A 25,843-nucleotide genomic window follows, 5' to 3' on the forward strand; every position below is an offset into this window, starting at 1 on the left:
TGCGAGGTGCGTTCAGCCGCTGTGTCGTGCGGCGCCGGCCCTCGCCCACGCGGCCTTCAAGGCCTGCTGGCTGGCCGGCGGCAGCACGCCCAGGCGCAGGTGCCCCGGCAGGCCGAAGGAGGCGCAATCGCGCAGCTTGATGCCCTCGGCGCGCAGCGCGGCGGCCCGGGGCGGGTATGGCGTGTCGGGCCGTGCGCCGAAAAAGTTGGCGTCGCCCGGCAGCACCTGCCAGCCCAGCGATTCGCAGACGGCGCGCTGCCGCGCCTTCCAGTCGCGCAGGATGTCGAGGCTGCGCGCGAGCCAACCTTGCGCTTCGTCGCTGGTCCAGGTCGTGAGCAGCGCGACGCCGTGCGTGCCCAGCGGCCACGACGGCGCGAGGCGCGCGAGCCGTTCCAGCAGCGGACCGGCCACGTCGACGTTCGCAGGCGCGATGGCGTAGGCGGCGCGGATGCCCGTGAGGCCCATGGCCTTGTTCGGCGTCCACAGCTGCCAGAGGCGGTCGCGCTGTGCGGCGTCGTGCGAGGGCTGGCCTTCGAGGCGCAGCGGCTCGTAGGCCATGTCGAGCACGCAGATGGCATCGCTCGCGGCATGCTGCGCGATGTCGGGCTGCGGCTGGCCGAATGGGCTCGACGGTTCGCAGCACCAGCGCAGCGCGGCGCCGTCGCCCCCCTCGGGTGCGCGCCGCACGCCGAGGCCCCAGGCCAAGGCCGAGCGTTCGTAGTCGCCGTAGCTGTGCGCGGGCAGCCAGACCTCTCCGCCGCCATCCTGCGCCACGGCGGCGCTGATGCGGTGGATGAATTCGCTCGCGCTCGCGGCGATCGCGATGCGCTCCACCGACACGCCATGGAAATCGGCGAGCGCGGAACGCAGCGCGGTGTAGCGCGGATCGGGATAGTGCGCCGCGTCCGCTTCGCGCAGCGCAGCCAGCACCGCGGGGCACGAGCCGACCGCGTTGCCGTTGGTCGAGAAGTCGTGCGGCGCGGCACCCGTCTCGTCGGGACCGCCATGCACCATGGTTGGATTCGTCATGCCCACCTCGCCAGCAACGGCGACAGCATCGCCAGCGAGGCGATCACCGCCAGCCCCCACGCCGCCCGTTCACCGAGCTGCGCGGTGCGCGCAGTGTCGGCCGATGTGGCGGAGCGCCCTTCCCCGTTCAGCGCATAGACACCCGGCTTCGCAAGCCGCACACCCAGCAGCAGCGCCATCGCCCCCATCGGCCAGCCGCTGTTGGGCGATGGCGTGCGGCGCGCCTCGCGGGCCACGCCGCGCGGCCAGCGGCCGGCCGCGAGGGCCAGCAGCAGCACGGTGAGGCGCGCGGGCAGCCACGAGAGCACGTCGTCGGCGCGCGCGGCCCACTTGCCGAACCAGGTCCAGTCGCGTCCGCCGCGTTCGCCGCGGTAGCCCCACATGGCATCGGCGGTGTTGGCGAAGCGGTAGAGCGCCGCGCCCGGCAGGCCGAACAGCACGAACCAGAACACGGGCGCCACCAGCGAGTCGTTGAGGTTCTCGGCCAGCGACTCGATGGCGCTCTCGCGCACCTCGCGCTCGCTCAGCACCGAGACATCGCGGCTCACGAGGCGCGCGAGCCGGGCGCGGCCTGCGTCGAGCGATTCGCCCAGCGCGGCTTCGACCGCCTGCACCTCGTCGCGCAGCATGCGCCACGCGAAGAGCGGCTTGAACGCGAGCCCGAGCACCACGGCCATGCCCCAGACCGGCAGCCATTGCATCGCCAGGCTCTGCACCGCCGACGCGACGGCGAACGCCGCCATCGCGCCCACGCACCAGCCGAGCGCGCCCATCGCGAAGCCCGGCAGGTCGCGCGGCCTGGCGTCGGCGGCGCGCGGCGCGAGGCGGCTGCCGATCCAGTCCAGGTAGCGGCCCATCCACACGACCGGATGCAGTGCGGCGGGCGGCTCGCCCAGCCAGCGGTCGACGGCCAGTGCCAGCCACAAGGCGGCGACCAGCGCGAGGGCGAAGACGGTGAAGGGATCGAGCGCGGGCATGGCAGGCATTCTCGTGAATCAGGCGGCGGGCACGGCCCGGCCGCGCCGCCATTGCACCAGCGCGCCGATGGCCAGCAACAAGGCGGCGCCGAATGCGGCGAGCAGGCGCGGCAGCACGGCGGACGGCGGCGGGGGCGATGGGGTGTCGGCGACGGGCTTCAGTTGCAGGCCGGCCACCGGTTGCGCGAAGTCCGCTGCGGCGGGCGATTCGGGTACGGGCTGGGTCGCTTCGACGGGCGTGATGGCGGGTGCGGCGACGACCGGTGCAGGGGCAGTGACAGGCGACGCCACCAACGCAGCCTGCGCAAACCGCTGCACCGCCTCGTTCCGCTCCCGCAGCCCCGTGGCGCGCACCGCCTCCGTGTAGGCCTGCGCCAGTTCGCGCCGCGTCGCGGCATCGGGCTTCCAGTAGTTCAACCGCACGGCATCGAGCATGCGTTCCAGCGTCTGCGCGAAGGCGGCACGGTTCTCGCGTTCCAGCCACTGGCGCGTGCCGAGCTTGTAGGTGTCGCGCACATACACCTCGTGCAGCGACTGCCAGTGGTCCGCGCGCACGGCGGCGGGCGCGGTCGCCTGCCAGCCCCAGAGGAACTGCGCGGTCTTGAGCACCTGCAGCGCGCCGCTGTAGCCCTCGGCCTTCTGCGCCTCGATCCATTGCGGGTGCAGGTAGCGCGTCTGCATCTCGCGTGCGATGGCGCCGGCGGCGGTGTCGGTGCGCACGGCCGCGCCGTCGCGCAGGTTCTGCACGTACAGCGCCGGGTCCTTGCCCGTGAGATGGCGCACGGCCAGCGCGATGCCGCCCAGGTACTGGAACGGGTCGTCGTTGGTCAGCACGCCATACAGGTTGGAGGTGCGCGCCATCAGCGCCGCATCGACCTGCGCGAGGTTGCCCGCGAATGCGCCCGGGCGCGTGGCGCCGTCGAGGCCGCGCCCGTAGGCATGGCCCATGCGGTCCATGTAGAGCCCGGCCATCTGCGCGTCGCCGCCGCCGCGCTGCTGGCCCTTCCAGAGTTCGGTGGCGAGCACCGCTTCCTCGAGCCCGGCGCCGTAGCTGCCCTGCTCGTTCGAGAACACGCGCGCGGTCGACCAGCGCCGCGCCTCGGTCGCCGTCGCGCCCCCGGCACGCATCGTGCGCGCCATCGCCTCGCTGTGCTGCGCGACGGCGTTGCCGGGCTCGTCGAGCGCGGCCACCTGCTGCACAGCCTCGTCGAGCCAGCGCATCACGTGCGGGAACTGGTCGCGGTACGAACCGGTGACGCTGACCAGCACGTCCATGCGCGGCCGCTTCAGCACCGCGGCCGGCACGATCTCGATGCCGACCATGCGCCCCGCCTCGTCCCAGCGCGGCTTCACGCCCAGCGCGTGGAAGGCCTGGCTCTCGGTCACGCCCTGGTGGCGCGAGGCCTCGCCGGCCCAGAGCGTGAAGGCGATCTTCTGCGGCGCACGGCCGCCGTGGGTGCGGGCATGCGCGGCGATCCAGTCGTCCATCGCGGCGACGCCGGTGTCCCAGGCGGCGCGCGTGGGCACGCGGCTGGGGTCGAAGCCGTAGAGGTTGCGGCCGGTCGGCAGGCTGTCGGGGTCGCGCACCGGGTCGCCGCCGTAGCGCGATTTCAGGTAACGGCCATCGAGTGCGGTGAGCAGGCCTTCGATTTCCTCGTTGTGGGCCAGCACGGCGTCGAGCGCGCGGGCCCGTGCGGCCAGGGTGCGCAGCGGTTCAGCGTCGGCCGTGTCGTTGCCCGCCAGCACGGCCTCCAGCCAGCGCGCCGGCTTCGAGGCCGCGATGCCCTGCGCGTCGGTGAGAAACATCTCGTCGAGGTCTTCGCCCATCGCCTGCGCCACGGGCTTGCCGAGGATCTGCAGGATCGTCTGGCGCCGCCGCTGCGCATCGGGCGCCTCGCCGAAGGTGGCCAAGCCCAGCGGCTGCGCGGTCTGCGCCAGCTCGTCGAGGTACGGGTGCAGCACGGCAATGAAGCCGGTGAAATCGGCGCGGATGCGCGCGGGTGTCCATTGCAAGTCGCGGTCGTAGTGCTGCGCGACGAAGTCGGCCGTCAGGCGCCGCTCCAGCGCGGTCTTCACCGCGCCGGGCGACAGCGTTTCCCAGTCGTGCAGGCGCTCGTGCATGTCCCGCACGCCGGGTCGGAAGCCCGCAGGCGCAAACATCGGCGTCGAATGGCTCACCATGGTCGCGCGGCCGCGGCGCTTGGCGGTGGTCGCCTCGCCGAGGTTGTCCATGATGTACGGGTAGACGTTGGGCACGTCGCCGAGCGCGAGCAGCGGATCGTCCTGTACCGAGAGCCCGCGCTCCTTGCCCGCCGACCACTCGACCGTGCCGTGCGTGCCCACATGCACCAGCGCATCGGCGCCGAAGCGGCTGCGCAGCCAGAGATAAGTCGCGAGGTAGCCGTGGCTCAGCGGCACGGCCGCGCGGTGGTACACCTGCTGCGCCTTGTCGGCCACCTGCGTGCCGGGCTCGAAGCGCGGCGGCTGGCGCAGCACGACCACCTGGCCGAACTGCACGCGCGGCACCACGAAGGCCGGTGCGCCGGCCACAGGCCGCAACATGGCCGAGGCCTCGGGCGGGCCCCAGTAGGCTTCGATGCGGCGTTGCGTGTCGGCGGGCAACGCGCGGAACCAGGCGAGGTACTGCGACAGCGGCAGCGTGTCGGCCAGGCCCTGGTCGAGCAGCGGCTGCAGCGCGTCGCCGCCCTGCGCGGTCGGGTAGTAGGCCTTCATCGTGGCCTGCACCTGCGCGATGACTTTGTCTGCGCCCGGCGCCTCGGTGCGATAGCCGGCCGCCTGCATCGCGGACAGCATCCGGTCGACGCTGCGCGGCACGTTGAGGAACGACGCGCCGAAGTTCGCCTCGCCCGGCGGGTAGTTGTAGACCAGCATCGCCACGCGGCGCTCGGCGGCGGGCGTGCGCCGCAGGCGCAGCAGCGCAGCGGCCTTGTCGGCCACGGCGTCGATCTGCGCGGGCAGCGGCTGCAGGCTGCCGGTGGCGGCGTCGCGCGCGGTGACGAGCATCGGGTCGGTCATGCCCGCGAGTTCGCTCGGGCTGTAGTAGGCCGCGATGTCGGTCTGCGCGAGGCCGTCCTTGCTGCGCGCCCACTGCGCCGCGTCCATGGCCAGCGAGGGCAGCGTCTGCAGCACGGGCACGCCGATGCGTTCGAGTTCGGCCTTGCGTTCGTTCGGGCTGAACACCAGCGCGGCGTTGACGAGGAGGTCGGCGACGCGACGCTCGCCCTCGCCGGCGTGCGTCATGCGGAAGAACAGGTCCTTCTGCTGGCGTGGGCCGTAGAAGGCGTAGGCGCGCAGGCCGCGCTGCGCGAGCGTGCCGATCAGGCCGTCGAGCCAGCCGGTGTCGTCGCTGGTGAGCGTGGCGCTGTTGACGGCGATGGCGACGGTGCCCTGCCCGCCCGGCAATGCCTCCACGGCCGCGATGCTGCTTTCGACGCGCGGCCAGTCAGGGTGATAGAAGCCCGCGAGCGGCAACGGCACGGGGTCGGGCAGCCCGGCGGCATCTCCGACGCGTGCCATCGCCTGCACCGAGGCCTTCAGGTTCGCTTCGCCCGGGAAACGCCAGTAGGCGCGCAGGCGCTGCGCCCAGACCGTATCGACGCCGCGCTCGGCCGCGAGCGGCGGCACCTCGGCTGGCTTCTGGCCTTTCGCCACGAGCGCGAATTCACCGATCTGCACATAGGGAACGGAGGTTCGCGCGATGACATCGCCGAAGCGCGCCGCCGCCGACTGGGCGACGCTGAGGTGCGGCGCATCGATGACCAGCAGGCGCGCGCCATCGAGTGCGGTAGCCAACGCCTCGGGCGTGTCCTGCGCAGCCGACACCACCTGCAGCGGTACGCCAGCTTCACGCGCCGCCGCTTGCAGCCGTACCGCGCGCGCAGGCGACACCAGCGCCGTGCTCAGCACCACCACACGCGACCCGGCCGCCACCGCAGGCTGCGCCATCAGGCACAGGAGCCCGAGCCAGAAGACGAAAAGCCGCGTCACTTCCCGCCCGACGCCGGCACCGCGTCCGCCGGCACGTAGATCATCGTGCCGTCCTTCAGGCGCCAGGCGGTGCCCGCCTTTTCGCCGTCGCCCTGCCCCGTTGCGCCGCTGGCCTTGAAGCGTGTGACCTTCTGGCCTTCGCGCGTGATGATCTCCATGTCGGGCTGACCCTCGTGGCGAATGACCGTCACCTTGTCCTGCGAGAACGGATTCACCGGGTTGTTGATGACCGCGATCATCAGCATGCCGATGACGACCATGAAGACGTCGATCAGGTTGATGGTCGAGAGCACTGGGTCGTCATCGTCGCTGTCCAGGCTGCTCAGGATGGAGAACTGGCGCCGGCTCATGACAGCCGGTCCCGCGCGTCGAGCAGCATCACCAACTCGCGCATGAGCCAGCGGCGGCGCACCGTGTAGACCACGAAGGTGATCGAGGCCGAGGCCAGCGCCACGATCACGGCCGCGAACGCGGGCGCCAGGCTCTGCGCCACGCCCTGCGATTCGCCCGAGGCCACGGCCACGAGCGCCGGGCCCATGGGGATCATGGTGGCGATCAGCCCCAGCATCGGCGCCACGCGGCTGCACAGGCGCACGCCTTCGAGCTGCTTGAGCACGACCAATTCCATCTGCTCCTGGCTGGCTTGCGCGTGAGGCTGCAGCACCAGCGCGCGCGACGGGTCGCGTCGGCGCTGCCACCACTCGATGCCGAAGGCGCCGAGGCAGTACACCGCATAGACGAAAGACAGCAGCACGCCGAGCGTCACGGGCCAGAGGAACAGGCGCGCGAGCTCGAAGAGAACGGTGTCGAAGGCCAGCATCAGGTGGGCTCCACGCAAGAAGATGAAGTGGAAGAAGGATCGAACAGGTCCGACGGCCGGCCCCAGCTTTCGTCGAACACCAACGAGGCCAGCGGCGCGCGCCGGGCCCAGCGCTCGCGTTGCAGCATCGGTTCTTCGTAGAACGCATGCACCGGGCCCAGGCACAGCAAGGCGATCGGCTCCGCGCCTTCGGGCAGGCCGAGCAGCACGCCCAGCTCGACGGGATCGAAGAGCGACACCCAGCCCATGCCCAGCCCTTCGGCGCGCGCCGCGAGCCAGAGGTTCTGGATGGCGCAGGAGGCTGAGGCCAGGTCCATCTGCGGCAAGGTGCGGCGGCCGAACACATGTGGCTCGCGACCGTCGGCCAGCGTCACCACCAGCAGCTCGGCCGCGTCGAGCACGCCCTGCACCTTGAGGCGCATGAACTCATCTTCGCGCTGGCCGAGCGCGCGGGCGGTGAGCACGCGTTCGCGCTCGACCACCTCATGCAGCTGCCGGCGCAACCCTTCGCCGCGCACGCGGATGAAGCGCCACGGCTGCATGAAGCCGACGCTGGGCGCATGGTGCGCGGCGTCGAGCAGGCGGCGCAGCACCTCGGGCGCCACCTCGCCGCCCGCAAAGTGGCGCATGTCGCGCCGCTCGTGGATGGCGCGGTACACCGCCTTCGCCTCGTCGGCCGCGAACGCATGCGCCACCATCGGGTTCAGTCCTCGATGCCGCGCTGCGCCGGGATGCCGGCCTTGAACGCGTGCTTGACCATCTGCATCTCGGTGACGGTGTCGGCCAGCTCGATGATCTCGGGCGGGCAGCGGCGGCCGGTGAGAGCGACGTGCACGTGCTTGGGGCGCGCGCGCAAGGTCTCGAGCACGCCTTCGAGTGGCAGCCAGCCGTAGATCAGCGGGTAGGTGATCTCGTCGAGCACCACGAGGAAGAAGTCGCCCGACAGGATCGCGGCCTTGGCCTTTTCCCAACCGTCGCGCGCGAGCTGGCCCGAGCGCTCGAGATCCTGACTCTTCCAGCTGAAGCCGTCGCCCAGGCCTTCGATGGGAATGCCGATCTGCTCGAACATGCGGTGCTCGCCGAAGCGCGCCGAAGGCACCTTCATGAACTGGTAGATCTTCACGGCCTTGCCGCGGCCGTGTGCGCGCAGGGCGAGGCCGAAGGCTGCCGTGCTCTTGCCCTTGCCGTCGCCGGTGTTGACGATGACGATGCCGCGGCGTTCGCCTTCGGGCTTTTCGTAGGGCTTTTCGCTGGGAGGGGTTTCTATTTGCATGAGGGGTTCCGTTCTTGGGTGTTCTTGTGGTTCAGGGCGTGTGCACAGGCCACCGGGTACTTCCCTCCGCGAATGTCCCCCGGGCTTCGCCCTCCTCCTTGATTTCGCTGCGGGAAGCACCCAGCGTCCTGCGCACACCGAGCGCGGTCGTTGTGCGGGTCGATCAACAACCGCACTGGATCACGCTCACGTCGATGGGGTGCCTTGCGCAGCGAAATCAAGGAGGAGGCCGCAGGCCGGGGGACATTCGCGGAGCAAGGTGCCCCGTCGGCGGGAGCGCGCCCCGAATGACTTGATGCGCGAGGCTTCATAACGGCAACGCGATCCATTGGTCCGCCACGCGATGCACGCGAATGCGATGGTCGAACACCTGCTCCAGCGCCTGGTGAGTCTCAGGGTCGGAGCAAGCACCGTGATGCGTCACCCGCCCCCGATTCATCACCACCAATTCGTCCGCAGCCAGCGCCATCGGCAGCTCGTGCAGCACGCTGACCACAGTGCGGCCTTGCGCGACCAGTTCGCGTGCCGTCTGCATCCAGTCAGCCTGATGCGGCGGATCGAGGTTGGCCAGCGGCTCGTCCATCAGCAACAGTTCGGCCTCGACCGCCAGCGCACGCGCCAGCAGCACGCGCTGGCGTTCGCCGCCCGACAGCTGCCCCAGCGGACGGTCGCGCCAGTCCCAGGCCTGGGTGCTGCGCAGTGCGCGTTCGACGGCATCGCGATCGGCTTCGCTGGGTGCCGCGAGCCAGCGCTGGTGCGGCAGCCGCCCCAGCATGGCGACGTCGTAGACCATCAGGTCGTCGGCACTGCCCTCGCCCGTGCCGCTCTGGCCCAGCCACGACAGACGCCGTGCGCGCACGCGGGCCGGCACGGCCGCCTGCGCCTCGCCGAAGAGCCGCACTTCGCCGCGATGTGCGAGCAACCCTGCCAACGCTTTCAACAACGTCGATTTGCCGGCGCCGTTCGGCCCGACGATGCTGGTCCAGCGGCCGGCCGCGAGCGACAGGTCGATGCTGTGCAGCACCTCGACCGACCCGAGCGTGGCGCTGAGGCTGCGCGCTTCGAGTGCGGCGGATGAGGTGCGACTCATATGCCGCCTCCCTTCGCGCCGCGCCGGTGCATCAGCCACAGCAGGTAGCTGCCGCCGAGCACGGCCGTGAGCACGCCCACTGGCAGCTCCTGCGGTGCAATCAGCCAGCGCGCCAGCAGGTCGGCCGCCATCAGCAGCAGCCCGCCCATCAACGCCGACAGCACGATCAGCCGCGCGTGCGTGGTCTTGACCACCGAGCGCACCAGGTGCGGCGCGGCCAGGCCGACGAAAGCAATGAGGCCGGTCTGCGCGACGGCGGCGCCGGTCGCCAGCGCCAGCACCGCCACCAGCGCGGCGCGCATGGCGCCCAGCGGCAGGCCCAGGCTGCGCGCCGTGGCCTCGCCCAGCGCCAAGCCGTCGAGCACCGGCGCGAGCGCCCAGGCCAGCAGCAGGCAGGCCGCGCCGACCGCCGCCATCACGGCGCAGGCGGCCCAGCCGACCAGGCCGGTGCTGCCGAGGACGAAGCCCTGCAACGCCTGAAGAATGTCGGCCGAGGCGATGGTGATGAGGTCCTTGGCGGCGCCCAGCACCACGCCGACGATCACGCCCGCCAGCAGCAACCGCAGGGTCTGCTGCACGCCACGCGCCAGCGTGAGCGTCAGCAGCACCGCGGCCACGGCACCGACAAAAGCCGCGCCGGTGAGCCCCAGGCGCATCACCCATTGCGTGCTGGTGACGGAGCCGCCGAACAGCATCAGCGCCAGCGCCACGGCGAGCGACGCGCCCGAGGCGCTGCCCAGCAGGTACGGGTCGGCCAGCGGGTTGCGGAACAGGCCCTGCGCCACCGCGCCCGCAAGCCCGAGCAGCGCGCCCGCCAGCCATGCACCGAGGGTGCGCGGCAGGCGGATGTCCCACACGATCTGCAGCGCCACCGGGTCGTGCCGCGCGGACAGCAGGCTCTGGAAACCGGTGCTGCCGATGCCTAGGCCGAAGAGCAGCAGCGCCGCGCCCAACACGAGCAAGCCGGCACCGAGCAGCAACACGCGACGCAGATGGGCGGAATGCATGCCGCTCACCGCCCCTTGTCCGCCAGGCACTGCGCCATCAGGCGCGCGGCCTCGTCCATGCGCGGGCCGGGGCGCACGACCACGTCGGTCTGCTCGGCGTCGAAGCGGCACACGCGGCCTTCGCGCACCGCGCGGATGCCGCCCCAGCCAGGTCGCTGCTCCAGACCCATCGCGCTGCGCACGCTGACCATGATGAGGTCGGGGTTCGCACGCACCACGAACTCGGGGTTGAGCTTGGGAAAGGGGCCGAGCGACGCCGGCACGATGTTCTTCACGCCCAGCCGCGCGAGCGTCTCGCCGATGAAGGACGAGTCGCCTGCCGCGTAAGGGCCGGTGTTGACCTCGAAGTACACGCGCAGGCCCTTGGCGCTGGCGGGCAGCGACTGCGCCGCGGCCGACACGGCCGCGTCGATGGCGCGCCACACGGCGGACGCCTCGTGCGTGCCGAGCACCTGGTCGAGCGCGCCCAGCACGCGGCGCACGTCGGCGTGGCTCTTGGGTTCGAGCACGATCACCTTCAGGCCCAGCGCTTCGAGCCGCTGCGTGACACGCGACGACTTGGCGAGCAGCACCACGTCGGGCTTGAGCGCGACGATGGCTTCGACGTTCGGGTCGATCCCGCCGCCGAGCTGCGGCAGCGCGCGCACCTGAGCGGGCGAATTGGAATAACGGTCGACGCCGATCAGGCGGTCGCAGGCGCCGAGTGCGCAGACGCCTTCGGTCAGCGACGGCAGCAGCGAGACGATGCGCTGCGGCGGCTGCGCCAGGTGCACGGTGACGCCGCGTTCATCCACCACGTCGACGGCCTGCGCCGCCTGCGCGCCCACTACCAGGGCGAGCCCGAGCAACGACGCGCGCAGCCAGGTCTTCATGCGATCGAAGCTCATGCGCCAGGCGCCTTCAGCGTCAGCGGCAGGCCGGCGACCATCAGCGTCGCGCGGTGGCACGCGGCCGCCACGTCCTGGTTCAGCCGGCCGAGCACGTCGACGAAAGCGCGGGTCTCGCGGCCCAGCGGGATCACGCCCAGGCCGATCTCGTTGCCGACCAGCACCACCGGCCCGCGCGCCTCGCGCAGCGCGATGAGCAGCAGCGTGGCGTGCGCCGAGGGCGTGCGTGTGACCACCGCGGCGCCTTCGGTGCGCAGCGGCATCAGCAGGTTGGTGAGCCACAGCGTGAGGCAGTCGACCACCACGAGCGTGTCGGGCGCGCTCTGCGTGACGATGGCGCGCCCCAGCTCGATCGGCTCCTCGAGGGTCTGCAGACCGGGCACGCGCTCGGCGCGGTCGGCCTGGTGGCGCGCGATGCGCTCGCGCATCTCGTCGTCGTGGGCCTGCGCGGTGGCGATCAGCACCGCGCGGCGCGATGCGGGCCCGGACGCCAGCCAGTCGGCCGCGCGCTGTTCGGCGCGGCGCGACTTGCCGCTTTTCTGGCCGCCGAGGATGAATTCGTGCTCAGTGAGGGGCATCGGGGGGCGCCTGTGCGGCGTGGCTGTCGAGTTCGAGGGGCATGGCGCTGAAGAGCCGCGCGGTCGCTTCCGGGCTGGACGCGAACCACGCATGGAAGTAGCTCGCACGCACGGGGCCGTGCACGTACAGCGCCTCGCCGCCGCGCGTGCCGACGGTGCGCGCGGCGGGCGCGAGCGGCGTCTCGCAGCGCGAGTAGTGGAAGGTGTGGCCGCGCAGGGCATGCGCGCCCAGGTCGAGCTGCTGCGGGCCGAGGCCGGCCAGCCGCTTCTGCATGACCGCCCGCCCCGGCAGCACGCCCCAGAGGCGGTGCACGTCGGTCGGCTCGGCGTCGTCGCGCGTGGCGAGTTCGTCGAACAGCGCCATCATGCCGCCGCACTCGGCCCAGATCGGCTTGCCGGCCGTGACGTGGTTGGCGAGCGAGAGCCGCAGCCGGTCGCTGGCCGACAGCACGGCCGCGTGCAGTTCGGGGTAGCCGCCGGGCAGCCAGGCGGCGTCGCAGGGCGGCAGCGGCTCGTCGGCCAGCGGCGAGAAGAACGCAAGCCGCGCGCCGAGGGCCTCGAGCACCTCGAGGTTGGCCGGGTAGATGAACGAGAACGCCGTGTCGCGCGCGATGGCGACGGTGCGTCCGGCCAGCAGCGGCGCGACGGGCGCCGTCGGCGCGTGCTCGAAGCGCACCTGCGGCAGCTGCCCGGGCGAGCGCTGCCCCAGCGGCGTGGCGGCGAGCACATCGGCCGCGGCGTCGAGCCGCACCATCGCATCGCCGAGTTCGGCGGCGCCGACCAGCCCCAGGTGGCGTTCGGGCAGTGCGAAATCGGCGCTGCGCGGCAAGGCACCGAGCCAGTCGCCGGGTTCGCGCAAGGCGTCCTTCAGCATGTCGGCGTGGCGCTCGCCGGCCACGCGGTTGGCCAGCACGCCGGCCCAGGGCAGGCCCGGGCGGAAGTTCTGCAGGCCGTAGGCCAGCGCGCCGAAGGTGCCGGTCATGGCCTGCGCGTCGATCACGGCCAGCACCGGCAGGCCCAGGCGCTCGGCCAGCTCGGCCGCGCTGGGCGTGCCGTCGAACAGGCCCATCACGCCTTCGACGATCACCAGGTCGGCCTCGCTCGCGGCGGCATGCAGGCGCGCGCGGCAGTCGGCCTCGCCGGTCATCCACAGGTCGAGCGAATGCACCGGCGCGCCGGTGGCCAGCGCGAGCCAGTGGGGATCGAGGAAGTCGGGACCGCACTTGAAGGCCCGCACACGGCGGCCCTGGCGCACGTGCAGCCGCGCGAGCGCGGCCGCGACCGTGGTCTTGCCCTGCCCCGAGGCCGGCGCGGCCACGAGCACCGCGGCGCAGGTGACGGCTGCGCCGGGCGAGGAGCGACGGGTGTTTACTGCGGAGTCCACTTGAGTCCGACGTACGCGGTGCGGCCCCCGGTGGCGTAGAGCCGTGCGAACTGGTAGTCCTTGTCGCCCACATTGTCCACGCGCGCCACCAGGTTCAGGTCGCGCATGATCTGCTTGCTGGCCGACAGGTTGAGCAGCGTGTAGCCGCCGAGCTTGACGGTGTTGGCCGCGTCGTCGTAGCGCTTGCCCGAGCTTTGGAGCTCGGCGCCCAGCGTCCAGCCGGCGATGCGCCAGTCGGCGCCCAGCGTGCCGTGGGCCCGGGCACGGCGTGCCAGCAGGTGGTCGGTGGCGAGGTCGCGCGGGTCCTGGTAGTCGAGCGAGGCGCGCAGCGTGACGTCGCCGATGCGGTGGCCGCCCGTGAGCGTCACGCCCTGGTAGCGCGCACGCGCCGTGCTGGCGTAGCAGCCGAACGACGACTGGCAACCCTTGGCGCTGCCGTCGAACACGATGAGGTTCTGCACCCGGTTGCGGTACAGCACGATGCCGGCCTGCGTGGCGCCGGCCGTGTACTGCAGGCCCAGCTCGACGTTGCGGCTCGATTCGGGTTGCAGGCTCGCCAGGCCGTACTCGCTGAAGCGCTGGTACAGCGTGGGCGCGCGGAATGCGGTGCCGGCCGACACGGTGGCGCGCAGGCTCGGCGTGATCGCGTAGCCGTAGGCGGCGCTGCCGGTGGTCTTGCCGCCGAACTCGCTGTCGTCGTCATGGCGCACGTGCAGCTGCAGCGAATGCGGGCCCTGCACGTAGCCGTAGCCCAGTGCGGCGGCGTTCTGCGAGCGGTCGCGCGAGAACAGCTTGGCCGAGGTGGTGGGCGCGTTTTCGAGCGCGTCTTCGCGGCGCTCGAGCGTGGCGGTCACCAGGTGCGCGCCGAAGCGGAATTCGTTCTGGAACAGGTAGCCGCGCAGACGGGTTTCGGTGCGATAGAACGAGGGCTGGGTCTTGTAGACGGTCTGCGAATCGGTCACCTGCAGGCGGGTGCTGTAGATGTCGTTCCACTTCGCCGACCAGGTCAGCCCGGCGGTGCGCAGTTCGTTGGTCGACACGTCGTCGCGGAAGGTGATCGGCGGCTTGGTGCGAAAGCTCACCGACGGGTCGTAGGCCGCTTCGGTGTTGCTGGTGAGCAAGGTGGCGTCGATGCGCTGGTCGGGCGTGATCTGGAAACCCAGCTTCAGGTTGCCCGAGGTGCTGCGGTAGCCGTCGCGGTCGGGGTTGGTGAAGCCGTCTTTCGAGGGCGTGCGCTTGGCGATGGGCTGGATGTTGAAGCCCTTGCTTTCCTCATGCGCCACGCCGAACGAGTAGTCGAGCAGGCCCGACTTTCCGCTCACGCCGCCTTCGATCCGGCGCAGGCCGTGGCTGCCGAAACCGATGCCGGCGTAGGGCGACACGCCCTCCTCGCCGCGCTTCGTGAAGAGCTGGATCACGCCGCCCACGGCGTCCGAGCCGTACACCGCGGCGGCCGGGCCGCGCAGCACTTCGATGCGGTCGATCTGCGCGAGCGGAATGCCTTCCCAGCCGGCGCCGCCGGTCGATTGCGAATCGATGCGCACGCCATCGAGGTAGACCGCGGTGAAGCGCGATTCGGCGCCGCGGATGAACACGCTGGTGGCGTTGCCCACGCCGCCGCTGCGCGAGATCTCCATGCCGGGCAGGCGCGCCAGCACGTCGGCCACGCCGGTGGCGCCGCTGCGCTCGATGGTCTTGCGGTCGATGATGGAGACATCGCCCACCAGGTCCGACAGCGCCTGCGGCGTGCGGTTGGCGGTGACGACGGTCTCGTCGAGCGTGGCAGATGCTGTTGCGGCGGCTTGCGCCTGCGCGGCCAGCGGCACCAGGGCCAGGCCGCCGAAGGCCGAGGCCAGGGCGAGCGTCAGCGGCAGGCACGCGGGACGGTTGCGGCGCACGCTGGCGCGGCCGCTGGAGAGGGAAACACAGGAAATCATGGGGTGAACCGAACGAACTTCTATGCCCTGGCCGGCTTCCCCGCCGGCGCCATGGGCGTCATGGCTGCCGATGCGGCAGCCGCCTTGTTGGCCGGTATCCGGGCTGGCAGATCGACCCTTTGCCGCCTTCCCAGGCACCTGTTTCAGGGCGCCCAGTGGCTGGATGGAAAGGGGTGACGCGTTGCGGCGTCGTCTGCTTGACCGTTGCGGGGGCAGCGCAGGCGGCTTCGGCCCCGGGGGGCGTCCACTCCTGCTTCCCGTTGAACTGCGCCGTGCGAACCACGCCGCGAGCACCAACGGGCAGGATTTTAGGCCCACGGGGCGGCCACGCCACACCGGGTTTGATCACGGACGGCGCAGGCCCCAGAATCTCGGCCACGTCCGGTGCGCGCCCCGCGCGGTGTGCCGGATGTTCCGAATTCCCGGGAAACTACAATCGCCAACCATGCCCGCCTCCAGCCCCATCGACCAGATCGCCGAGCGTGTGGAACGCCTGCTCGTGCGTCACGAAGAGGTGCAGCGCACCAACGCGCTGCTGCAGGAACAGGTCGATGCGCTCACGCGTGAACGCGACGGCCTGAAGTCGCGGCTCGCCGCGGCCCGCACCCGCCTCGATGCCCTGCTCGAACGACTGCCGGCCGAACCCCCTTCCGAAGATTCCCATCACGCATGAAGCAGATTGAAGTACAGATCATGGGCCAGAGCTACTTGCTCGGCTGTCCCGACGGCGGCGAAGCGCAACTGCGCGAGGCCGTCGACCGCGTGGACGCGGCCATGTGCAAGATCCGCGACGCAGGCAAGGTGAAGGCCCGCGACCGCATCGCCGTGCTCGCCTCGCTGAACCTGGCTTTCGATCTCGCGGCCCAACAGGCCAGTTCTGCCGCTGCTGCCGCCGCACCGGCCCCTGCCGTTGCACCTGCAACGAGCACCGACGAAACCTCCGGTGACACCGACCCGCAGGCCGCCCAGCTCATTCAAAGACTCGATCAGGCCCTGGCGGGCGATGGACATTTGCTCTGAAGGCACGCGGCCCGGCACATCCGGGGCGTAAAATCCGTTTTGTCTGCAGACGTGTCGGGCTTAATATTTCCTTGTTCCAATGCTCTCCGGAGCCGGGCTTGGTACATCGCTTGACGGGCGTGATCATCTCGCGTCAGATGAACCCGAAGTCCTGCTGCCCTCGCCCACCTGAACCCTGGTTCAGGATGCGGGTCCGGCACACCATCTGCAGACACCTTTTCCTGCCACGGCCCCCTGCTTCACCGCATGGGGCCGTTGCTTTTTCAGCCGCTCGTTCTTTCCCCATCCTCCCGTGAACCTCGCTGCCCTGCTCGACCCGCTCCTGATCGCCGAACTCGCCGCGCTCGGCCTGGGCACCGGCTTCCTCGCCGGCCTCCTGGGCATCGGCGGCGGCATGCTGATGGTGCCGTTCATCACGATCATCATGGGCCAGCGCGGCGTGCCGGCCGACCTGGCGGTGAAGATGGCGATCGCGACCTCGATGGCGACGATCATCTTCACGTCGGTGTCCAGCGTGCGCGCGCACCACAAGCGCGGCGCGGTGCGCTGGGACATCGTGCAGCGCCTGGCCCCCGGCATCGTCATCGGCAGCCTCGCGGGCAGCCTGGGCGTGTTCGCGCTGCTCAAGGGCACGGCGCTGGCCATCTTCTTCGCGCTGTTCGTGGGCTTCTCGGCCACGCAGATGTTCCTCGACAAGAAGCCCAAGCCCACGCGCCAGATGCCGGGCACCGGCGGCCAGCTCGCGGCGGGCGGCACCATCGGCTTCATCTCGGGCCTGGTGGGCGCGGGCGGCGGCTTCATCAGCGTGCCGTTCATGACCTGGTGCAACGTGGCGATCCACAACGCGGTGGCGACCAGTGCGGCGCTGGGCTTTCCCATTGCGGTGGCCAACGTGCTGGGCTATGTGCTCAGCGGCCAGTCGGTGCAGGGCCTGCCGGCCGGCGCCTTCGGCTACATCTGGCTGCCCGCGCTCGTGGTGATCGCGGCCTGCAGCGTGTTCACCGCCCCGCTGGGCGCCAGGGCCGCACACAGCCTGCCGGTGAAGAAGCTCAAGCGCGTGTTCGCGAGCATCCTGTACCTGCTGGCCGCCTACATGCTCTGGAAGGGCCTGCGGGGCTGAGGCATATCAAACACCCCGTGGCTTTCCTGTGCCATCCTATGCGGCACTTGTTCACAGTCGTAGAAGGAAAGCCATGAAAATCCTCATTGCAGTCGACGGTAGCGCCTATACGCAAAAGGCCCTCAATTACCTGCTCGCCAACCGCGCCATGTTCGTGGACGGCCATGAGCTGGTGGTGGTCAATGTCTGCACCGGCATCTCCGGCCACGTGGCGCGCCACCTGAGCAAGGAAATCGTCACCGAGTACTACGCCGAGGAAAACGCCAAGGTGCTCGACCCGGTGAAGGCCTGGTTCGCCGAGAAAGGCGTGGCCAACTTCACCGCCGACGCGCGCCACGGCCACGCGGCCGAGGAAATCCTCAAGTCGGCCACCGAATCGAAGGCCGAGCTGATCGTGCTCGGCACGCACGGCCACGGCATCCTGGGCCGCGCGCTGATGGGCTCGGTCGCGACCAAGGTCGTGGCCGAGACCGACATCTCGGTGCTGCTGGTCCAGTAAGAAGGCCTGGTCACCCCGGCGACGGCCGCTGCGCCGTGGCCGCGGTCATTGCGGCGAGCGCTGCTGCCGCCATTCGCGCGGCGAACATCCGAAGCGCTCGCGAAACGCGCGGCTGAAGTGCGCCGCGTCGTTGAACCCCCTCCCGTACGCGATCTCTCCCACGGGCCGCCCTGCCAGGCGCGGCTCCAGCAGGTCGCGGCTGCATGCGTCGAGCCGGCGCTCCCAGATGTACTGCGAGGGCGTCAGCGGCTCGCTCTTGAACACGCGGTGGATGTGGCTCACCGACATGCCCAGCTGCGCCGCCAGCGTGCCCACCGCCAGCGTCGGATCGGCCAGCTGCTCGTCGATGCGCTGCTTCACGCGCGCGAGGTGGTACGCCGTGAGCTTGCTGAGCGCCGGTGCGTGCGCTGCAGGCAGCGTCTGCAAGCCGGCCACCAAGATGTTCTGCACGCCATGAGCCACCGCCAGCGCCGAGGCCGGCTGCAGCGCGTCGAAGTCCTCGCGCAGCGTGCGGATCATGCCCAGCAGCAGGTGCCCCGCGCCCTCGCGCCCCGACACCGTGGTGGCTGTGAGCGCTTCGGTGTCGCGCAGTTCGCTGCGCAGCCGCTCGCCGGGCAGCTTGAGCACGATCTGCTCGAAGGGCTGGTCGAACAGCAGCTGGTAAGGCCGCGTGCTGTCGTACAGCGCGAAGTCGCCGGCGCCGAGCACGGCGTCGCGCCCGTCCTGGCGCACCACGCCCTGCCCGCGCGCCTGGATGCTCACGAGAAAACAGTCGTCGCTCGACGCCGCGATGTGGCCCGGGGTGCGCATCACCTTCTGCGCCCGCGAGGTCACGACCGACATGCCGAGGCCGGGCAGCGCGTGCTGGCGGATGCTGCCCTCGAAATCGCCGCCGTCGCCGGTGCGCACCGCGTCGCACTCGAGCTGCACGTAGACGTTGCAGATCATGTCGGTCCAGTACGCGAGCCGCTGGTCGCGCGGGACGGCATCGGTGCTGAGCAAGGGGGTCATCGGGGTCCTCGGAAGGCCTTCGCAAGGCACATGCAACGCTGGAACAAGAACGCCGCCAATCCGGGTCAAGGCGTTCCGGCGGCGCGAATTTACGCTTCATGCAACCCGCATGCCACCGCGCAAACCCGGTGCGCACAGTGGGGATTTCGTTACGTTCATTGCCCCCCGGAGAACACCCCATGCCGACCACCATCCACCCCAAGCTCCGCGTCGCCGCCGTGCAGGCCGCGCCCGTGTTCCTCGACCTCGACGCCACCATCGACAAGACCATCGACCTCATGGCGCAGGCCGCGAAACAGGGCGTGCAGCTCATCGCCTTTCCCGAGACCTGGGTGCCGGGCTACCCGTGGTGGGTCTGGCTCGATTCCCCGGCCTGGGGCATGCAGTTCGTGCAGCGCTACCACGACAACTCGCTGGTCATCGGCTCGCCGGAGTTCGAGCGCCTGCAGGCTGCGGCGCGCCAGCACAGGATCTGGCTCTCGCTCGGCTACAGCGAAAAAGCGGCGGGCAGCCTGTACATCGCGCAGGCGCTGATCGACGACCAGGGCCGCACCGTGCAGACGCGCCGCAAGCTCAAGCCCACGCACGTGGAACGCACCGTGTTCGGCGAAGGCGACGGCGCCGACCTGCACGTGGTCCAGACGCCGCTGGGCAACATCGGCTCGCTGTGCTGCTGGGAGCACCTGCAGCCGCTGAGCAAGTACGCGATGTATGCGCAGAACGAGCAGATCCACTGCGGTGCATGGCCGAGCTTTTCGCTCTACCGCGGCGCGGCGTACGCGCTGGGCCATGAGGTCAACAACGCCGCGAGCCAGGTGTATGCGGTCGAGGGCGGCTGCTTCGTCATCGCGCCCTGCGCCACGGTATCGAAGGCGATGAGCGAGCTGATGTGCACCGACGACGGCAAGCGGCAGATGCTGGGCGTCGGCGGCGGCCATGCGCGCATCTACGGCCCGGACGGTTCGCCACTGGGCACGCCGCTGGCCGAAGACGCCGAAGGCCTGGTGGTCGCCGACATCGACCTCGGCATGATCGCGCTCGCCAAGGCGGCGGCCGACCCGAGCGGCCACTATTCGCGGCCCGACGTCACGCAGCTGCTGCTGAACAAGACGCGGCGCACGCCCGTGGTGGTGCAGCTCACGCCGGAGCCCGAGGGCAGCGTGCCCGAGCCGGTCGTGGCCTGAGCCGACCACGGAGCCGCACCATGGAATCGGCCATCCCCGAGCACCTGCGCTGCCCGCGCACCCGCGAGCGCCGCGTGGCAGACGACCACACCCCACCCTACCCCGGCTGGTCGGCGCGCGCGCCCGCGGCGACGACCCAGGTCGTGATGGGCTACTTCGGCGTGCAGTCGCGCGGCCCGGCGATGCAGGGTCGGTCCTGCGCCGCGCTCCTGAAGATCGCTGGCGACTTCGCCTTGCCCGACGGCCCCGGTCACCACGATCTGGCCCATTGCGTGGACGCCGACGGGTACGACAACCTGATCGCCATCGCCTACTGGTGCGATGCAGCGGCGTTCGCGCGCTGGTGTGCCACGCCCGCCATCGAGGCCTGGTGGAACGCCGACGAGCGCTTGCATGAAGGCCTCGGCTACTTCCGCGAAATCGCATCCCCGCGTGCTGCGCACTTCGAGACCCTGTTCAGCACGCCCGACCGCCTCGAGGGCATCGGCGTGGTGATGGGCGGTGTGAGCGGCGAACTGCAGGAGCACGGCTACTGGGGGTCGATGCGCGATCGACTCCCGCTCGCGCAGGCCGACGCGCTCGCGCCTTCGGGCACGCGCGCGGTGATCGCCGGCACGCCTGCGTCAGGCCAGCGCGTGCGCATCGCGGGCCACACGCACCTCGCGATGATCCGTTCGGGCCAGGAATGGACCGAGACCACCGGCCAGGAACGCCAGCGCTACCTGGAAGACATGGCCCCGGTGCTGCGCCAAGGCATGGCCTTCCTGCGCGACCAGGGCCTGCCCATCGGCTGCTACAGCAACCGCTTCATGCACCACCTCGACGCACACGGTGCACCGCTGCAGAAGTCCTTCGGCCTGAGCTACTGGCGCTCGCTGGCCGACATGGAGCGCTGGGCCGAGTCGCATCCGACGCACGTCGCGATCTTCGGCAGCTTCATGCGCTACGTGCAGGCGCTGAACTTCGAGCTGCGCCTGCGCCTGTACCACGAGGTGTCGGTGCTGAAGGCCGACGAGCAAAGCTACGAGTACATCAACTGCCACGCGCGCAGCGGGCTGATGAACGGGCTCGCACCCGCCGCCTGACGCCCGGGCGCACGGCGGGGCTCAGGCTGCGAACAGCCCCTTATGCTCGGCGCGCAGCAGCGCCTTCTGCACCTTGCCCATCGTGTTGCGCGGCAGTTCCGGCACGACGAAGCAGCGCTTGGGGATCTTGAAGTTCGCCAGCTTGGCCTTGAGCTCGGCCACGATGGCGTCGGCGTCGATCGTGGCGCCGCCCTTGGGGATCACGATGGCCACGCCCACTTCGCCGAAGTCGGGATGCGGCACGCCGATGACGGCGCTTTCGGCCACGCCGGCCATCTCGTTGATGTAGCCCTCGATCTCGGCCGGGTAGACGTTGTAGCCGCCGCTGATGATCAAGTCTTTGCTGCGCCCGACGATGGTGATGTAGCCGCGCGCATCGATCTTGCCCACGTCGCCGGTCTTGAAGAAACCGTCGGCGGTGAACTCTTCCTTCGTCTTCTCGGGCATGCGCCAGTAGCCGGCGAACACGTTGGGGCCCTTGACCTGGATGCCGCCGATTTCGTCCACCGGCAGGTCCTTGCCCTCGTCGTCGCGCACGCGCAGCTGCACGCCGGGCAATGCGAAGCCGACGGTGCCGCCGCGGCGTTCGCCCTTCTTGGCGTCATACGGGTTGGACGTGAGCATGGCGGTCTCGCTCATGCCGTAGCGTTCCAGGATGGTGTGGCCGGTGCGCTCGCGCCATTCGTCGAAGGTCTCGATGAGCAGCGGCGCCGAGCCCGCGACGAACAGACGCATGGCGCGCACCGCCTCGCGCGTGAGGCCCGGCTCCGCCAGCAGGCGCACGTAGAGCGTGGGCACGCCCATGAACACGGTGGCCTCGGGCAGCTTGGCGACGATGCGCTTGGGGTCGAACTTCGAGAACCACAGGATCTTGCTGCCGTTGAGCAGCGCACCGTGCAGCGCCACGAACAGGCCGTGCACGTGGAAGATCGGCAGCGCGTGGATCAGCACGTCGCCCTTCGTCCAGCCCCAGTAGTCCTTGAGCACTTCGGCGTTCGACAGCAGGTTGCGGTGCGTGAGCATCGCGCCCTTGCTGCGGCCGGTGGTGCCGCTGGTGTACAGGATGGCGGCGAGGTCGTCGGGTTTCTTGACCGCCACGGTGTGGCGGTCGCTGCAGCGCGCCGCCGCGTCGAGCAGCGTGCCGGTGCGGTCGTCGTCCAGCGTGAACACATGGCGCGTGCCGGCCGCCTCGGCGATGGGGCGCACCCAGGCCGCGTTGCGGCCGGTGCACACGACCACGGCGGGCTCGGCGTTGCCGATGAAGTACTCGATCTCGGCGCTTTGGTAGGCCGTGTTGAGCGGAAGGAACACGTAGCCCGCGCGCAGGGTCGCGAGGTACAGCAGCATGGCTTCGACCGATTTCTCGACCTGCACGGCGACGCGCGCACCCTTCTCGAGCTTCAGGCCGTCGAGCAGGTTGGCGATCATCGCGCTGGCGCGGTCGAGGTCGCGCCACGAGTAATGCAGGCCATTCTCGGTCTCGACGGCAATGGCGTCGAGGTCGGCGGGAAAGGCCGCACGCAAGGCGGCGAACAGGTTGGCGTTGGGGGAGGACTTCGTCTTCATCATCTTCGTCATCATCGAACGGCAGGCTCAGGAAGAGCGGAAATTCGGAGGGCGCTTGGCCAGGAAGGCATCGATGCCTTCGCGGTGCTCGGCGGTGTCGGCATAGTCGTACGCGGTGGCCAGCAGCTGCTGCGCCGCCGCGCCACCGCGCTTCAGTGCGGTGAAGGTGGCCTTGTGCAGGCGCGCGGCCTGCGGCGACAGCGCGGCAATGCGCGCGGCATGCGCCTGCGCGGCGGCCGGCACCTCGGCGTCGGGCAGCACATGCAGCAGAAAGCCGGCGTCGTACAGCCGCTGCGCGCCATGCACGCCGGCGGCCAGCAACATGTCGCGCGCCAGCACGTCGCCGATGGCGCCATGCACCAGCGCGGCTTCGCGCGGCGCCATCGGAAAGCCCAGCTTCGCGATGGGTGCACCGAACTTCGCCGACGCACCGGCCAGGCGGATGTCGCAGCAGCTGGCCATCTCGACGCCGGCGCCCATGCAAGCGCCTTCGATCTGGGCCACCAGCGGCAGCGGGCAGTCGAGCATCGCCTGCAGCGCGGCCCAGACTTCGTTCTCGTGGAATTCGCGCAGGCTCGCTTCCTCGAAGCGGAACGAGGGGTACTCGGAGATGTCGCCGCCCGCGCAGAAGGCACCGCCCTCCCCGCGCACGACGACGCAGCGCAGCGCGGTGTCACTGTGCAGCCCGTCGAACACCGCGCGCAACTCGCGCCACATGGCGCGCGTCATCGCATTGAGACGCCCCGGGTTCGACAGCGTGACGAGCGCCACGGCGCCTTCGCGGCGCAGCGAGACCTGCCGCTCGCTCATTCGAGCTTGGCGCCCGAGGCCTTCACGACCGTGGCCCATCGCTTGATCTCGGCGTTGACGAAGCGGCCGTAGGCGGCGTTCGTGACGTTCGGGATCTCGGAGCCGTTCTGGGCCCAGATGGCCTTCAGCTCCTCGGTGCCCAGCGCCTTCTTCATCGTGTCGATGATCTGCGTCTGCGCTTCGGCCGGCGTGCCCTTGGGCGCCCACAGGCCGTACCAGGTGGTCACGGTGTAGTCGGGCAGGCCGACTTCGGCGGCGCAGGGCACGTCGGGGAACGCGGGGTTGCGCTTGGCGCCGGCCACCATGAGCGCCTTGATGCGGCCGCCCTTGATGTGCTGCGCGGAGGAACCCAGGCCGTCGAACATCAGGTCGACGTTGCCCGCGATCAGGTCGGACAGCGCCGGGCCCGCGCCGCGGTACGGGATGTGGGTGATGAAGGTACCGGTCTGCAGCTTGAACAGCTCGCCCGCCAGGTGGTGCGAGGTGCCCGAGCCGGCCGAGCCGTAGTTGAGCTTGCCGGGGTTGCGCTTGGCGGTGGCAATGAGCTCCTGGATGGTCGCGGCCTGCACCCGTTTCGGGTTGACCACCACCACCTGCGGCACGTTGGCCAGCAGCATCAGGGGCACGAAGTCTTTCTCGAGGTCGTAGTCGAGCTTGGGGTAGATCGACGGTGCGATCGCGTGGTGCACGGCGCCCATGAAGAGCGAGTAGCCGTCGGCCGGCAGCTTGGCCGCGATGCTCGCGCCCACGGTGCCGCCCGCGCCGCCGCGGTTGTCGATGACCAGCGTCTGGCCCGCCGCGCGGGAGAACTGGGCCGACAGCGGACGCGCGAAGGCGTCGGTGCCTCCGCCGGCCGGGAACGGCACCACCATGGTCACGGGCTTGGTCGGCCAGCCCTGGGCACGTGCGCCACCGCACAGGGCCACGGCCCCGGCTGCTGCGGCGACGCGCAGCACATCGCGTCGTTGAAAACTCTGTTGCGTCATCTGTCTCGTCTCCTGTCGTCGTCGTTGTAGATGTTGCCGCCCTCCGGCGGTCAAGGTGCGGGCCGCAGCGCTGCCGCGGCAAAGCGAACGGACTCAGCCTTTTTTGAGGAACAGGCCTTCGATGTCTCCCGAAACCGCGATCTTGCCTTCGGCCAGCCAGGCGCGATGCCGGTCCAGGCGCTTGAGGTCGTACAGGTAGTTGACCATGAGGCCGTACGACTGCTTGAGCCCCTTGGCCGACGGGTCGCCGGCCCAGTTGAGCCGCTCGACGCGCGCGCCGTTGCCCAGGTGGAAGCGCGCCACCGGGTCGGCCGGCGTGCCGTCGACCAGCGTGCGGCCCAGGTACTCGGCGGTGGCCTGCAGCAGCCATTGGCGCAGCGGCGATTTCGCGTCGAGTTCTGTTGCTGCATCAACCGCTGCCAGCAGGCGCTCGGCCGTGGGCGGCACCGAGCCGACGAGGCGGCCGAGTTCGGCTTCGCGCTTCTCGTCCAGGCGCGGCAGCAGTTCGCCGGCGTTCTTGGCGAGCCACGCGCGCAGGCCCGGAATGGGCGACAGCGTGGCGAAGGTCTTCAGGCGCGGCAGCTCGTCCTGCAGGGTCTCGACCACGCGCTTGATGAGCGAGTCGCCGAAGCTCACGCCGCGAAGGCCGGTTTGCGTGTTGCTGATCGAATAGAAGATCGCGGTGGTGGCCTTGGCCGGCTGCACCGGCACGGCGGCCTCGTCGAGCAGCGGCATGATGCCTTCGCTGATGCGGTCGACCAGCGCCACCTCGACGAAGATGAGCGGCTCGTTCGGCAGGCGCGGATGGAAGAAGCCGTAGCAGCGGCGGTCGCTGTCGTCCAGGCGGTTCTTCACGTCGGACCAGCTCTTGATGTCGTGCACCGCCTCGTAGCGGATGAGCTTCTCGATCAGCGAGGCCGGCGAGTTCCAATCGATGCGGCGCAGCTCGAGAAAAGCCACGTCGAACCAGGTGGAAAACAGGTGCTCCAGCTCGGCCTCGAGCGCGAGCAGGCGCTTGTCGGACTTCAGGCACGGCAGCAGGTCGGCGCGCAGGTCGACCAAAAAGCGCATGCCGCCGGGCTCGACCGCGAAGCGCTGCAGCAGCCGCATGCGCGGCGACACCAGCGCGCGGCGCAGGCGCAGCTCGGCCTGCCCTTCGTCGGGGGTGCCGACGGCGCTCTGGTGCTGGTCGCGCGCGCTCTTGAGCTTGCCCGCATCGGCGGCGAAATGCTCGCTCATGAGCGCCCAGTAGTCGCGGCGCTCTTCGGGCGAGGCGCCGGCGTAGGCCTGCGCGATGGCATGGGCGCGGCGGCCGCCCTCGACCTCGCTCACGCGCGGATCGATCACCGCCTGAAGTTCGGCCAGCACGCGGCGCAGCGTGCGCGGCGACAGCGCCTCGTCGGCCTTGCGCAGCGTGGCCTGCAGCCGCTCGGCGGTGGTGCGGGCGCTGGGCTTGGGCGTGTGACGGGCCGGGCCTTTCGTGGCGCCGTTGCTCGCCACGGGAACCTTGGACGATTCGCCCATGCGCAGGCGCGCCTGGAACCACTCGGTCGCACTCATCGATCTGCTCCT

General features: G+C 70.5%; 24 protein-coding genes and 1 riboswitch. Of the genes, 6 read left to right on the top strand and 18 right to left on the bottom strand.

The features are described 5' to 3' along the window. Nucleotides 1–12 precede the first annotated feature (12 nt). From AC57B8_RS26650 to AC57B8_RS26710, 13 genes are all read right to left on the bottom strand, one after another. Complete coding sequence (locus AC57B8_RS26650) at nt 13–1,029, bottom strand: aminotransferase class I/II-fold pyridoxal phosphate-dependent enzyme (RefSeq protein WP_496481248.1); 1,017 nt, start codon at nt 1,027–1,029, stop codon at nt 13–15. After that, nucleotides 1,026–2,006, bottom strand: a complete 981-nt coding sequence (gene cbiB, locus AC57B8_RS26655; protein WP_496481249.1) for an adenosylcobinamide-phosphate synthase CbiB — start codon at nt 2,004–2,006, stop codon at nt 1,026–1,028. Before cbiB ends, AC57B8_RS26650 begins: the two co-directional genes overlap by 4 nt. Nucleotides 2,007–2,024: 18 nt before the next feature. Beyond that, nucleotides 2,025–6,014, bottom strand: a complete 3,990-nt coding sequence (cobN, locus tag AC57B8_RS26660) for a cobaltochelatase subunit CobN (RefSeq protein ID WP_496481250.1) — start codon at nt 6,012–6,014, stop codon at nt 2,025–2,027. After that, complete coding sequence (locus AC57B8_RS26665; protein ID WP_099796761.1) at nt 6,011–6,364, bottom strand: DUF2149 domain-containing protein; 354 nt, start codon at nt 6,362–6,364, stop codon at nt 6,011–6,013. The genes cobN and AC57B8_RS26665 overlap by 4 nt, the downstream gene beginning before the upstream one ends. Beyond that, the gene (locus AC57B8_RS26670) at nt 6,361–6,834 is read right to left on the bottom strand and encodes a MotA/TolQ/ExbB proton channel family protein (RefSeq protein ID WP_159271949.1); all 474 of its coding nucleotides are present in this window, start codon (nt 6,832–6,834) and stop codon (nt 6,361–6,363) included. The genes AC57B8_RS26665 and AC57B8_RS26670 overlap by 4 nt, the downstream gene beginning before the upstream one ends. Beyond that, the gene (gene bluB / locus AC57B8_RS26675) at nt 6,834–7,532 is read right to left on the bottom strand and encodes a 5,6-dimethylbenzimidazole synthase (RefSeq protein WP_496481251.1); all 699 of its coding nucleotides are present in this window, start codon (nt 7,530–7,532) and stop codon (nt 6,834–6,836) included. The genes AC57B8_RS26670 and bluB overlap by 1 nt, the downstream gene beginning before the upstream one ends. A gap of 5 nt (nt 7,533–7,537) precedes the next feature. After that, nucleotides 7,538–8,107: a cob(I)yrinic acid a,c-diamide adenosyltransferase gene (cobO, locus tag AC57B8_RS26680; protein WP_062479880.1), complete on the bottom strand. Its 570-nt coding sequence runs from the start codon at nt 8,105–8,107 to the stop codon at nt 7,538–7,540. A 307-nt stretch (nt 8,108–8,414) separates the two neighbouring features. After that, nucleotides 8,415–9,197, bottom strand: a complete 783-nt coding sequence (locus AC57B8_RS26685; RefSeq protein WP_496481252.1) for an ABC transporter ATP-binding protein — start codon at nt 9,195–9,197, stop codon at nt 8,415–8,417. Continuing rightward, nucleotides 9,194–10,204, bottom strand: a complete 1,011-nt coding sequence (locus AC57B8_RS26690) for a FecCD family ABC transporter permease (RefSeq protein WP_369647212.1) — start codon at nt 10,202–10,204, stop codon at nt 9,194–9,196. The genes AC57B8_RS26685 and AC57B8_RS26690 overlap by 4 nt, the downstream gene beginning before the upstream one ends. A 5-nt stretch (nt 10,205–10,209) precedes the next feature. Continuing rightward, nucleotides 10,210–11,076 (bottom strand): ABC transporter substrate-binding protein, encoded by an 867-nt coding sequence (locus tag AC57B8_RS26695; RefSeq protein WP_496482244.1) that lies wholly within the window; start codon nt 11,074–11,076, stop codon nt 10,210–10,212. 11 nt (nt 11,077–11,087) lie between these two features. Then, nucleotides 11,088–11,669: a bifunctional adenosylcobinamide kinase/adenosylcobinamide-phosphate guanylyltransferase gene (locus tag AC57B8_RS26700; protein ID WP_159271953.1), complete on the bottom strand. Its 582-nt coding sequence runs from the start codon at nt 11,667–11,669 to the stop codon at nt 11,088–11,090. Beyond that, nucleotides 11,656–13,053 carry a cobyrinic acid a,c-diamide synthase CobB gene (locus tag AC57B8_RS26705; protein WP_496481253.1) on the bottom strand — a complete coding sequence of 466 codons (1,398 nt, stop codon included), beginning with the start codon at nt 13,051–13,053 and terminating at the stop codon, nt 11,656–11,658. Before AC57B8_RS26705 ends, AC57B8_RS26700 begins: the two co-directional genes overlap by 14 nt. Further along, on the bottom strand, nt 13,038–14,990 hold the full coding sequence (locus tag AC57B8_RS26710; protein WP_496481254.1) for a TonB-dependent receptor domain-containing protein: 1,953 nt from the start codon (nt 14,988–14,990) through the stop codon (nt 13,038–13,040). The genes AC57B8_RS26705 and AC57B8_RS26710 overlap by 16 nt, the downstream gene beginning before the upstream one ends. Nucleotides 14,991–15,062: 72 nt before the next feature. Continuing rightward, nucleotides 15,063–15,303: riboswitch (cobalamin riboswitch) on the bottom strand. A gap of 132 nt (nt 15,304–15,435) precedes the next feature. On the opposite strand from AC57B8_RS26710, the gene AC57B8_RS26715 reads away from it, so the two are divergent. The 4 genes from AC57B8_RS26715 (at nt 15,436) to AC57B8_RS26730 (ending at nt 17,629) form a co-directional block, all read left to right on the top strand. After that, nucleotides 15,436–15,663 (top strand): hypothetical protein, encoded by a 228-nt coding sequence (locus AC57B8_RS26715; RefSeq protein WP_056581479.1) that lies wholly within the window; start codon nt 15,436–15,438, stop codon nt 15,661–15,663. Continuing rightward, nucleotides 15,660–16,010: a cell division protein ZapA gene (locus tag AC57B8_RS26720; RefSeq protein WP_139703757.1), complete on the top strand. Its 351-nt coding sequence runs from the start codon at nt 15,660–15,662 to the stop codon at nt 16,008–16,010. Before AC57B8_RS26715 ends, AC57B8_RS26720 begins: the two co-directional genes overlap by 4 nt. Before the next feature lie 292 nt (nt 16,011–16,302). Next, on the top strand, nt 16,303–17,130 hold the full coding sequence (locus AC57B8_RS26725; RefSeq protein WP_062480530.1) for a sulfite exporter TauE/SafE family protein: 828 nt from the start codon (nt 16,303–16,305) through the stop codon (nt 17,128–17,130). Between the two features lie 73 nt (nt 17,131–17,203). Continuing rightward, nucleotides 17,204–17,629, top strand: a complete 426-nt coding sequence (locus AC57B8_RS26730; RefSeq protein WP_062480532.1) for a universal stress protein — start codon at nt 17,204–17,206, stop codon at nt 17,627–17,629. A gap of 45 nt (nt 17,630–17,674) precedes the next feature. On the opposite strand, the gene AC57B8_RS26735 is transcribed toward AC57B8_RS26730, so the two are convergent. Continuing rightward, complete coding sequence (locus AC57B8_RS26735; protein WP_496481255.1) at nt 17,675–18,640, bottom strand: AraC-like ligand-binding domain-containing protein; 966 nt, start codon at nt 18,638–18,640, stop codon at nt 17,675–17,677. Between the two features lie 179 nt (nt 18,641–18,819). On the opposite strand from AC57B8_RS26735, the gene AC57B8_RS26740 reads away from it, so the two are divergent. Then, nucleotides 18,820–19,824 carry a carbon-nitrogen hydrolase family protein gene (locus tag AC57B8_RS26740; protein ID WP_496481256.1) on the top strand — a complete coding sequence of 335 codons (1,005 nt, stop codon included), beginning with the start codon at nt 18,820–18,822 and terminating at the stop codon, nt 19,822–19,824. A 20-nt stretch (nt 19,825–19,844) separates the two neighbouring features. Then, nucleotides 19,845–20,909, top strand: a complete 1,065-nt coding sequence (locus AC57B8_RS26745) for a phenylacetaldoxime dehydratase family protein (RefSeq protein ID WP_496481257.1) — start codon at nt 19,845–19,847, stop codon at nt 20,907–20,909. A 21-nt stretch (nt 20,910–20,930) separates the two neighbouring features. On the opposite strand, the gene AC57B8_RS26750 is transcribed toward AC57B8_RS26745, so the two are convergent. From AC57B8_RS26750 to AC57B8_RS26765, 4 genes are all read right to left on the bottom strand, one after another. After that, nucleotides 20,931–22,475 (bottom strand): malonate--CoA ligase, encoded by a 1,545-nt coding sequence (locus AC57B8_RS26750; protein WP_496481258.1) that lies wholly within the window; start codon nt 22,473–22,475, stop codon nt 20,931–20,933. A gap of 27 nt (nt 22,476–22,502) precedes the next feature. Next, the gene (locus AC57B8_RS26755) at nt 22,503–23,285 is read right to left on the bottom strand and encodes an enoyl-CoA hydratase/isomerase family protein (RefSeq protein ID WP_496481259.1); all 783 of its coding nucleotides are present in this window, start codon (nt 23,283–23,285) and stop codon (nt 22,503–22,505) included. Beyond that, nucleotides 23,282–24,271: a Bug family tripartite tricarboxylate transporter substrate binding protein gene (locus AC57B8_RS26760; protein ID WP_496481260.1), complete on the bottom strand. Its 990-nt coding sequence runs from the start codon at nt 24,269–24,271 to the stop codon at nt 23,282–23,284. Before AC57B8_RS26760 ends, AC57B8_RS26755 begins: the two co-directional genes overlap by 4 nt. 93 nt (nt 24,272–24,364) lie before the next feature. After that, entirely contained in the window at nt 24,365–25,831 is a 1,467-nt protein-coding gene (locus AC57B8_RS26765; RefSeq protein ID WP_095947769.1) for a malonyl-CoA decarboxylase, read from the bottom strand. Nucleotides 25,832–25,843 lie beyond the last annotated feature (12 nt).

The sequence above is a fragment of the Variovorax sp. BGA-UO-ETr-C22 genome (assembly GCF_059567965.1).

Excerpts from the sequence above, each read along its gene's own strand:
- cbiB (WP_496481249.1), bottom strand. The coding sequence starts at position 2,006 with ATGCCCGCGCTCGATCCCTTCACCGTCTTCGCCCTCGCGCTGGTCGCC.
- AC57B8_RS26665 (WP_099796761.1), bottom strand. The coding sequence starts at position 6,364 with ATGAGCCGGCGCCAGTTCTCCATCCTGAGCAGCCTGGACAGCGACGAT.
- AC57B8_RS26765 (WP_095947769.1), bottom strand. The coding sequence starts at position 25,831 with ATGAGTGCGACCGAGTGGTTCCAGGCGCGCCTGCGCATGGGCGAATCG.
- AC57B8_RS26735 (WP_496481255.1), bottom strand. The coding sequence starts at position 18,640 with ATGACCCCCTTGCTCAGCACCGATGCCGTCCCGCGCGACCAGCGGCTC.
- AC57B8_RS26690 (WP_369647212.1), bottom strand. The coding sequence starts at position 10,204 with ATGCATTCCGCCCATCTGCGTCGCGTGTTGCTGCTCGGTGCCGGCTTG.
- AC57B8_RS26710 (WP_496481254.1), bottom strand. The coding sequence starts at position 14,990 with ATGATTTCCTGTGTTTCCCTCTCCAGCGGCCGCGCCAGCGTGCGCCGC.
- AC57B8_RS26715 (WP_056581479.1), top strand. The coding sequence starts at position 15,436 with ATGCCCGCCTCCAGCCCCATCGACCAGATCGCCGAGCGTGTGGAACGC.
- AC57B8_RS26695 (WP_496482244.1), bottom strand. The coding sequence starts at position 11,076 with ATGAAGACCTGGCTGCGCGCGTCGTTGCTCGGGCTCGCCCTGGTAGTG.
- bluB (WP_496481251.1), bottom strand. The coding sequence starts at position 7,532 with ATGGTGGCGCATGCGTTCGCGGCCGACGAGGCGAAGGCGGTGTACCGC.
- AC57B8_RS26760 (WP_496481260.1), bottom strand. The coding sequence starts at position 24,271 with ATGACGCAACAGAGTTTTCAACGACGCGATGTGCTGCGCGTCGCCGCA.
- AC57B8_RS26670 (WP_159271949.1), bottom strand. The coding sequence starts at position 6,834 with ATGCTGGCCTTCGACACCGTTCTCTTCGAGCTCGCGCGCCTGTTCCTC.
- AC57B8_RS26755 (WP_496481259.1), bottom strand. The coding sequence starts at position 23,285 with ATGAGCGAGCGGCAGGTCTCGCTGCGCCGCGAAGGCGCCGTGGCGCTC.
- AC57B8_RS26685 (WP_496481252.1), bottom strand. The coding sequence starts at position 9,197 with ATGAGTCGCACCTCATCCGCCGCACTCGAAGCGCGCAGCCTCAGCGCC.
- AC57B8_RS26730 (WP_062480532.1), top strand. The coding sequence starts at position 17,204 with ATGAAAATCCTCATTGCAGTCGACGGTAGCGCCTATACGCAAAAGGCC.
- AC57B8_RS26700 (WP_159271953.1), bottom strand. The coding sequence starts at position 11,669 with ATGCCCCTCACTGAGCACGAATTCATCCTCGGCGGCCAGAAAAGCGGC.
- AC57B8_RS26740 (WP_496481256.1), top strand. The coding sequence starts at position 18,820 with ATGCCGACCACCATCCACCCCAAGCTCCGCGTCGCCGCCGTGCAGGCC.
- AC57B8_RS26720 (WP_139703757.1), top strand. The coding sequence starts at position 15,660 with ATGAAGCAGATTGAAGTACAGATCATGGGCCAGAGCTACTTGCTCGGC.
- AC57B8_RS26750 (WP_496481258.1), bottom strand. The coding sequence starts at position 22,475 with ATGAAGACGAAGTCCTCCCCCAACGCCAACCTGTTCGCCGCCTTGCGT.
- AC57B8_RS26745 (WP_496481257.1), top strand. The coding sequence starts at position 19,845 with ATGGAATCGGCCATCCCCGAGCACCTGCGCTGCCCGCGCACCCGCGAG.
- cobO (WP_062479880.1), bottom strand. The coding sequence starts at position 8,107 with ATGCAAATAGAAACCCCTCCCAGCGAAAAGCCCTACGAAAAGCCCGAA.
- AC57B8_RS26650 (WP_496481248.1), bottom strand. The coding sequence starts at position 1,029 with ATGACGAATCCAACCATGGTGCATGGCGGTCCCGACGAGACGGGTGCC.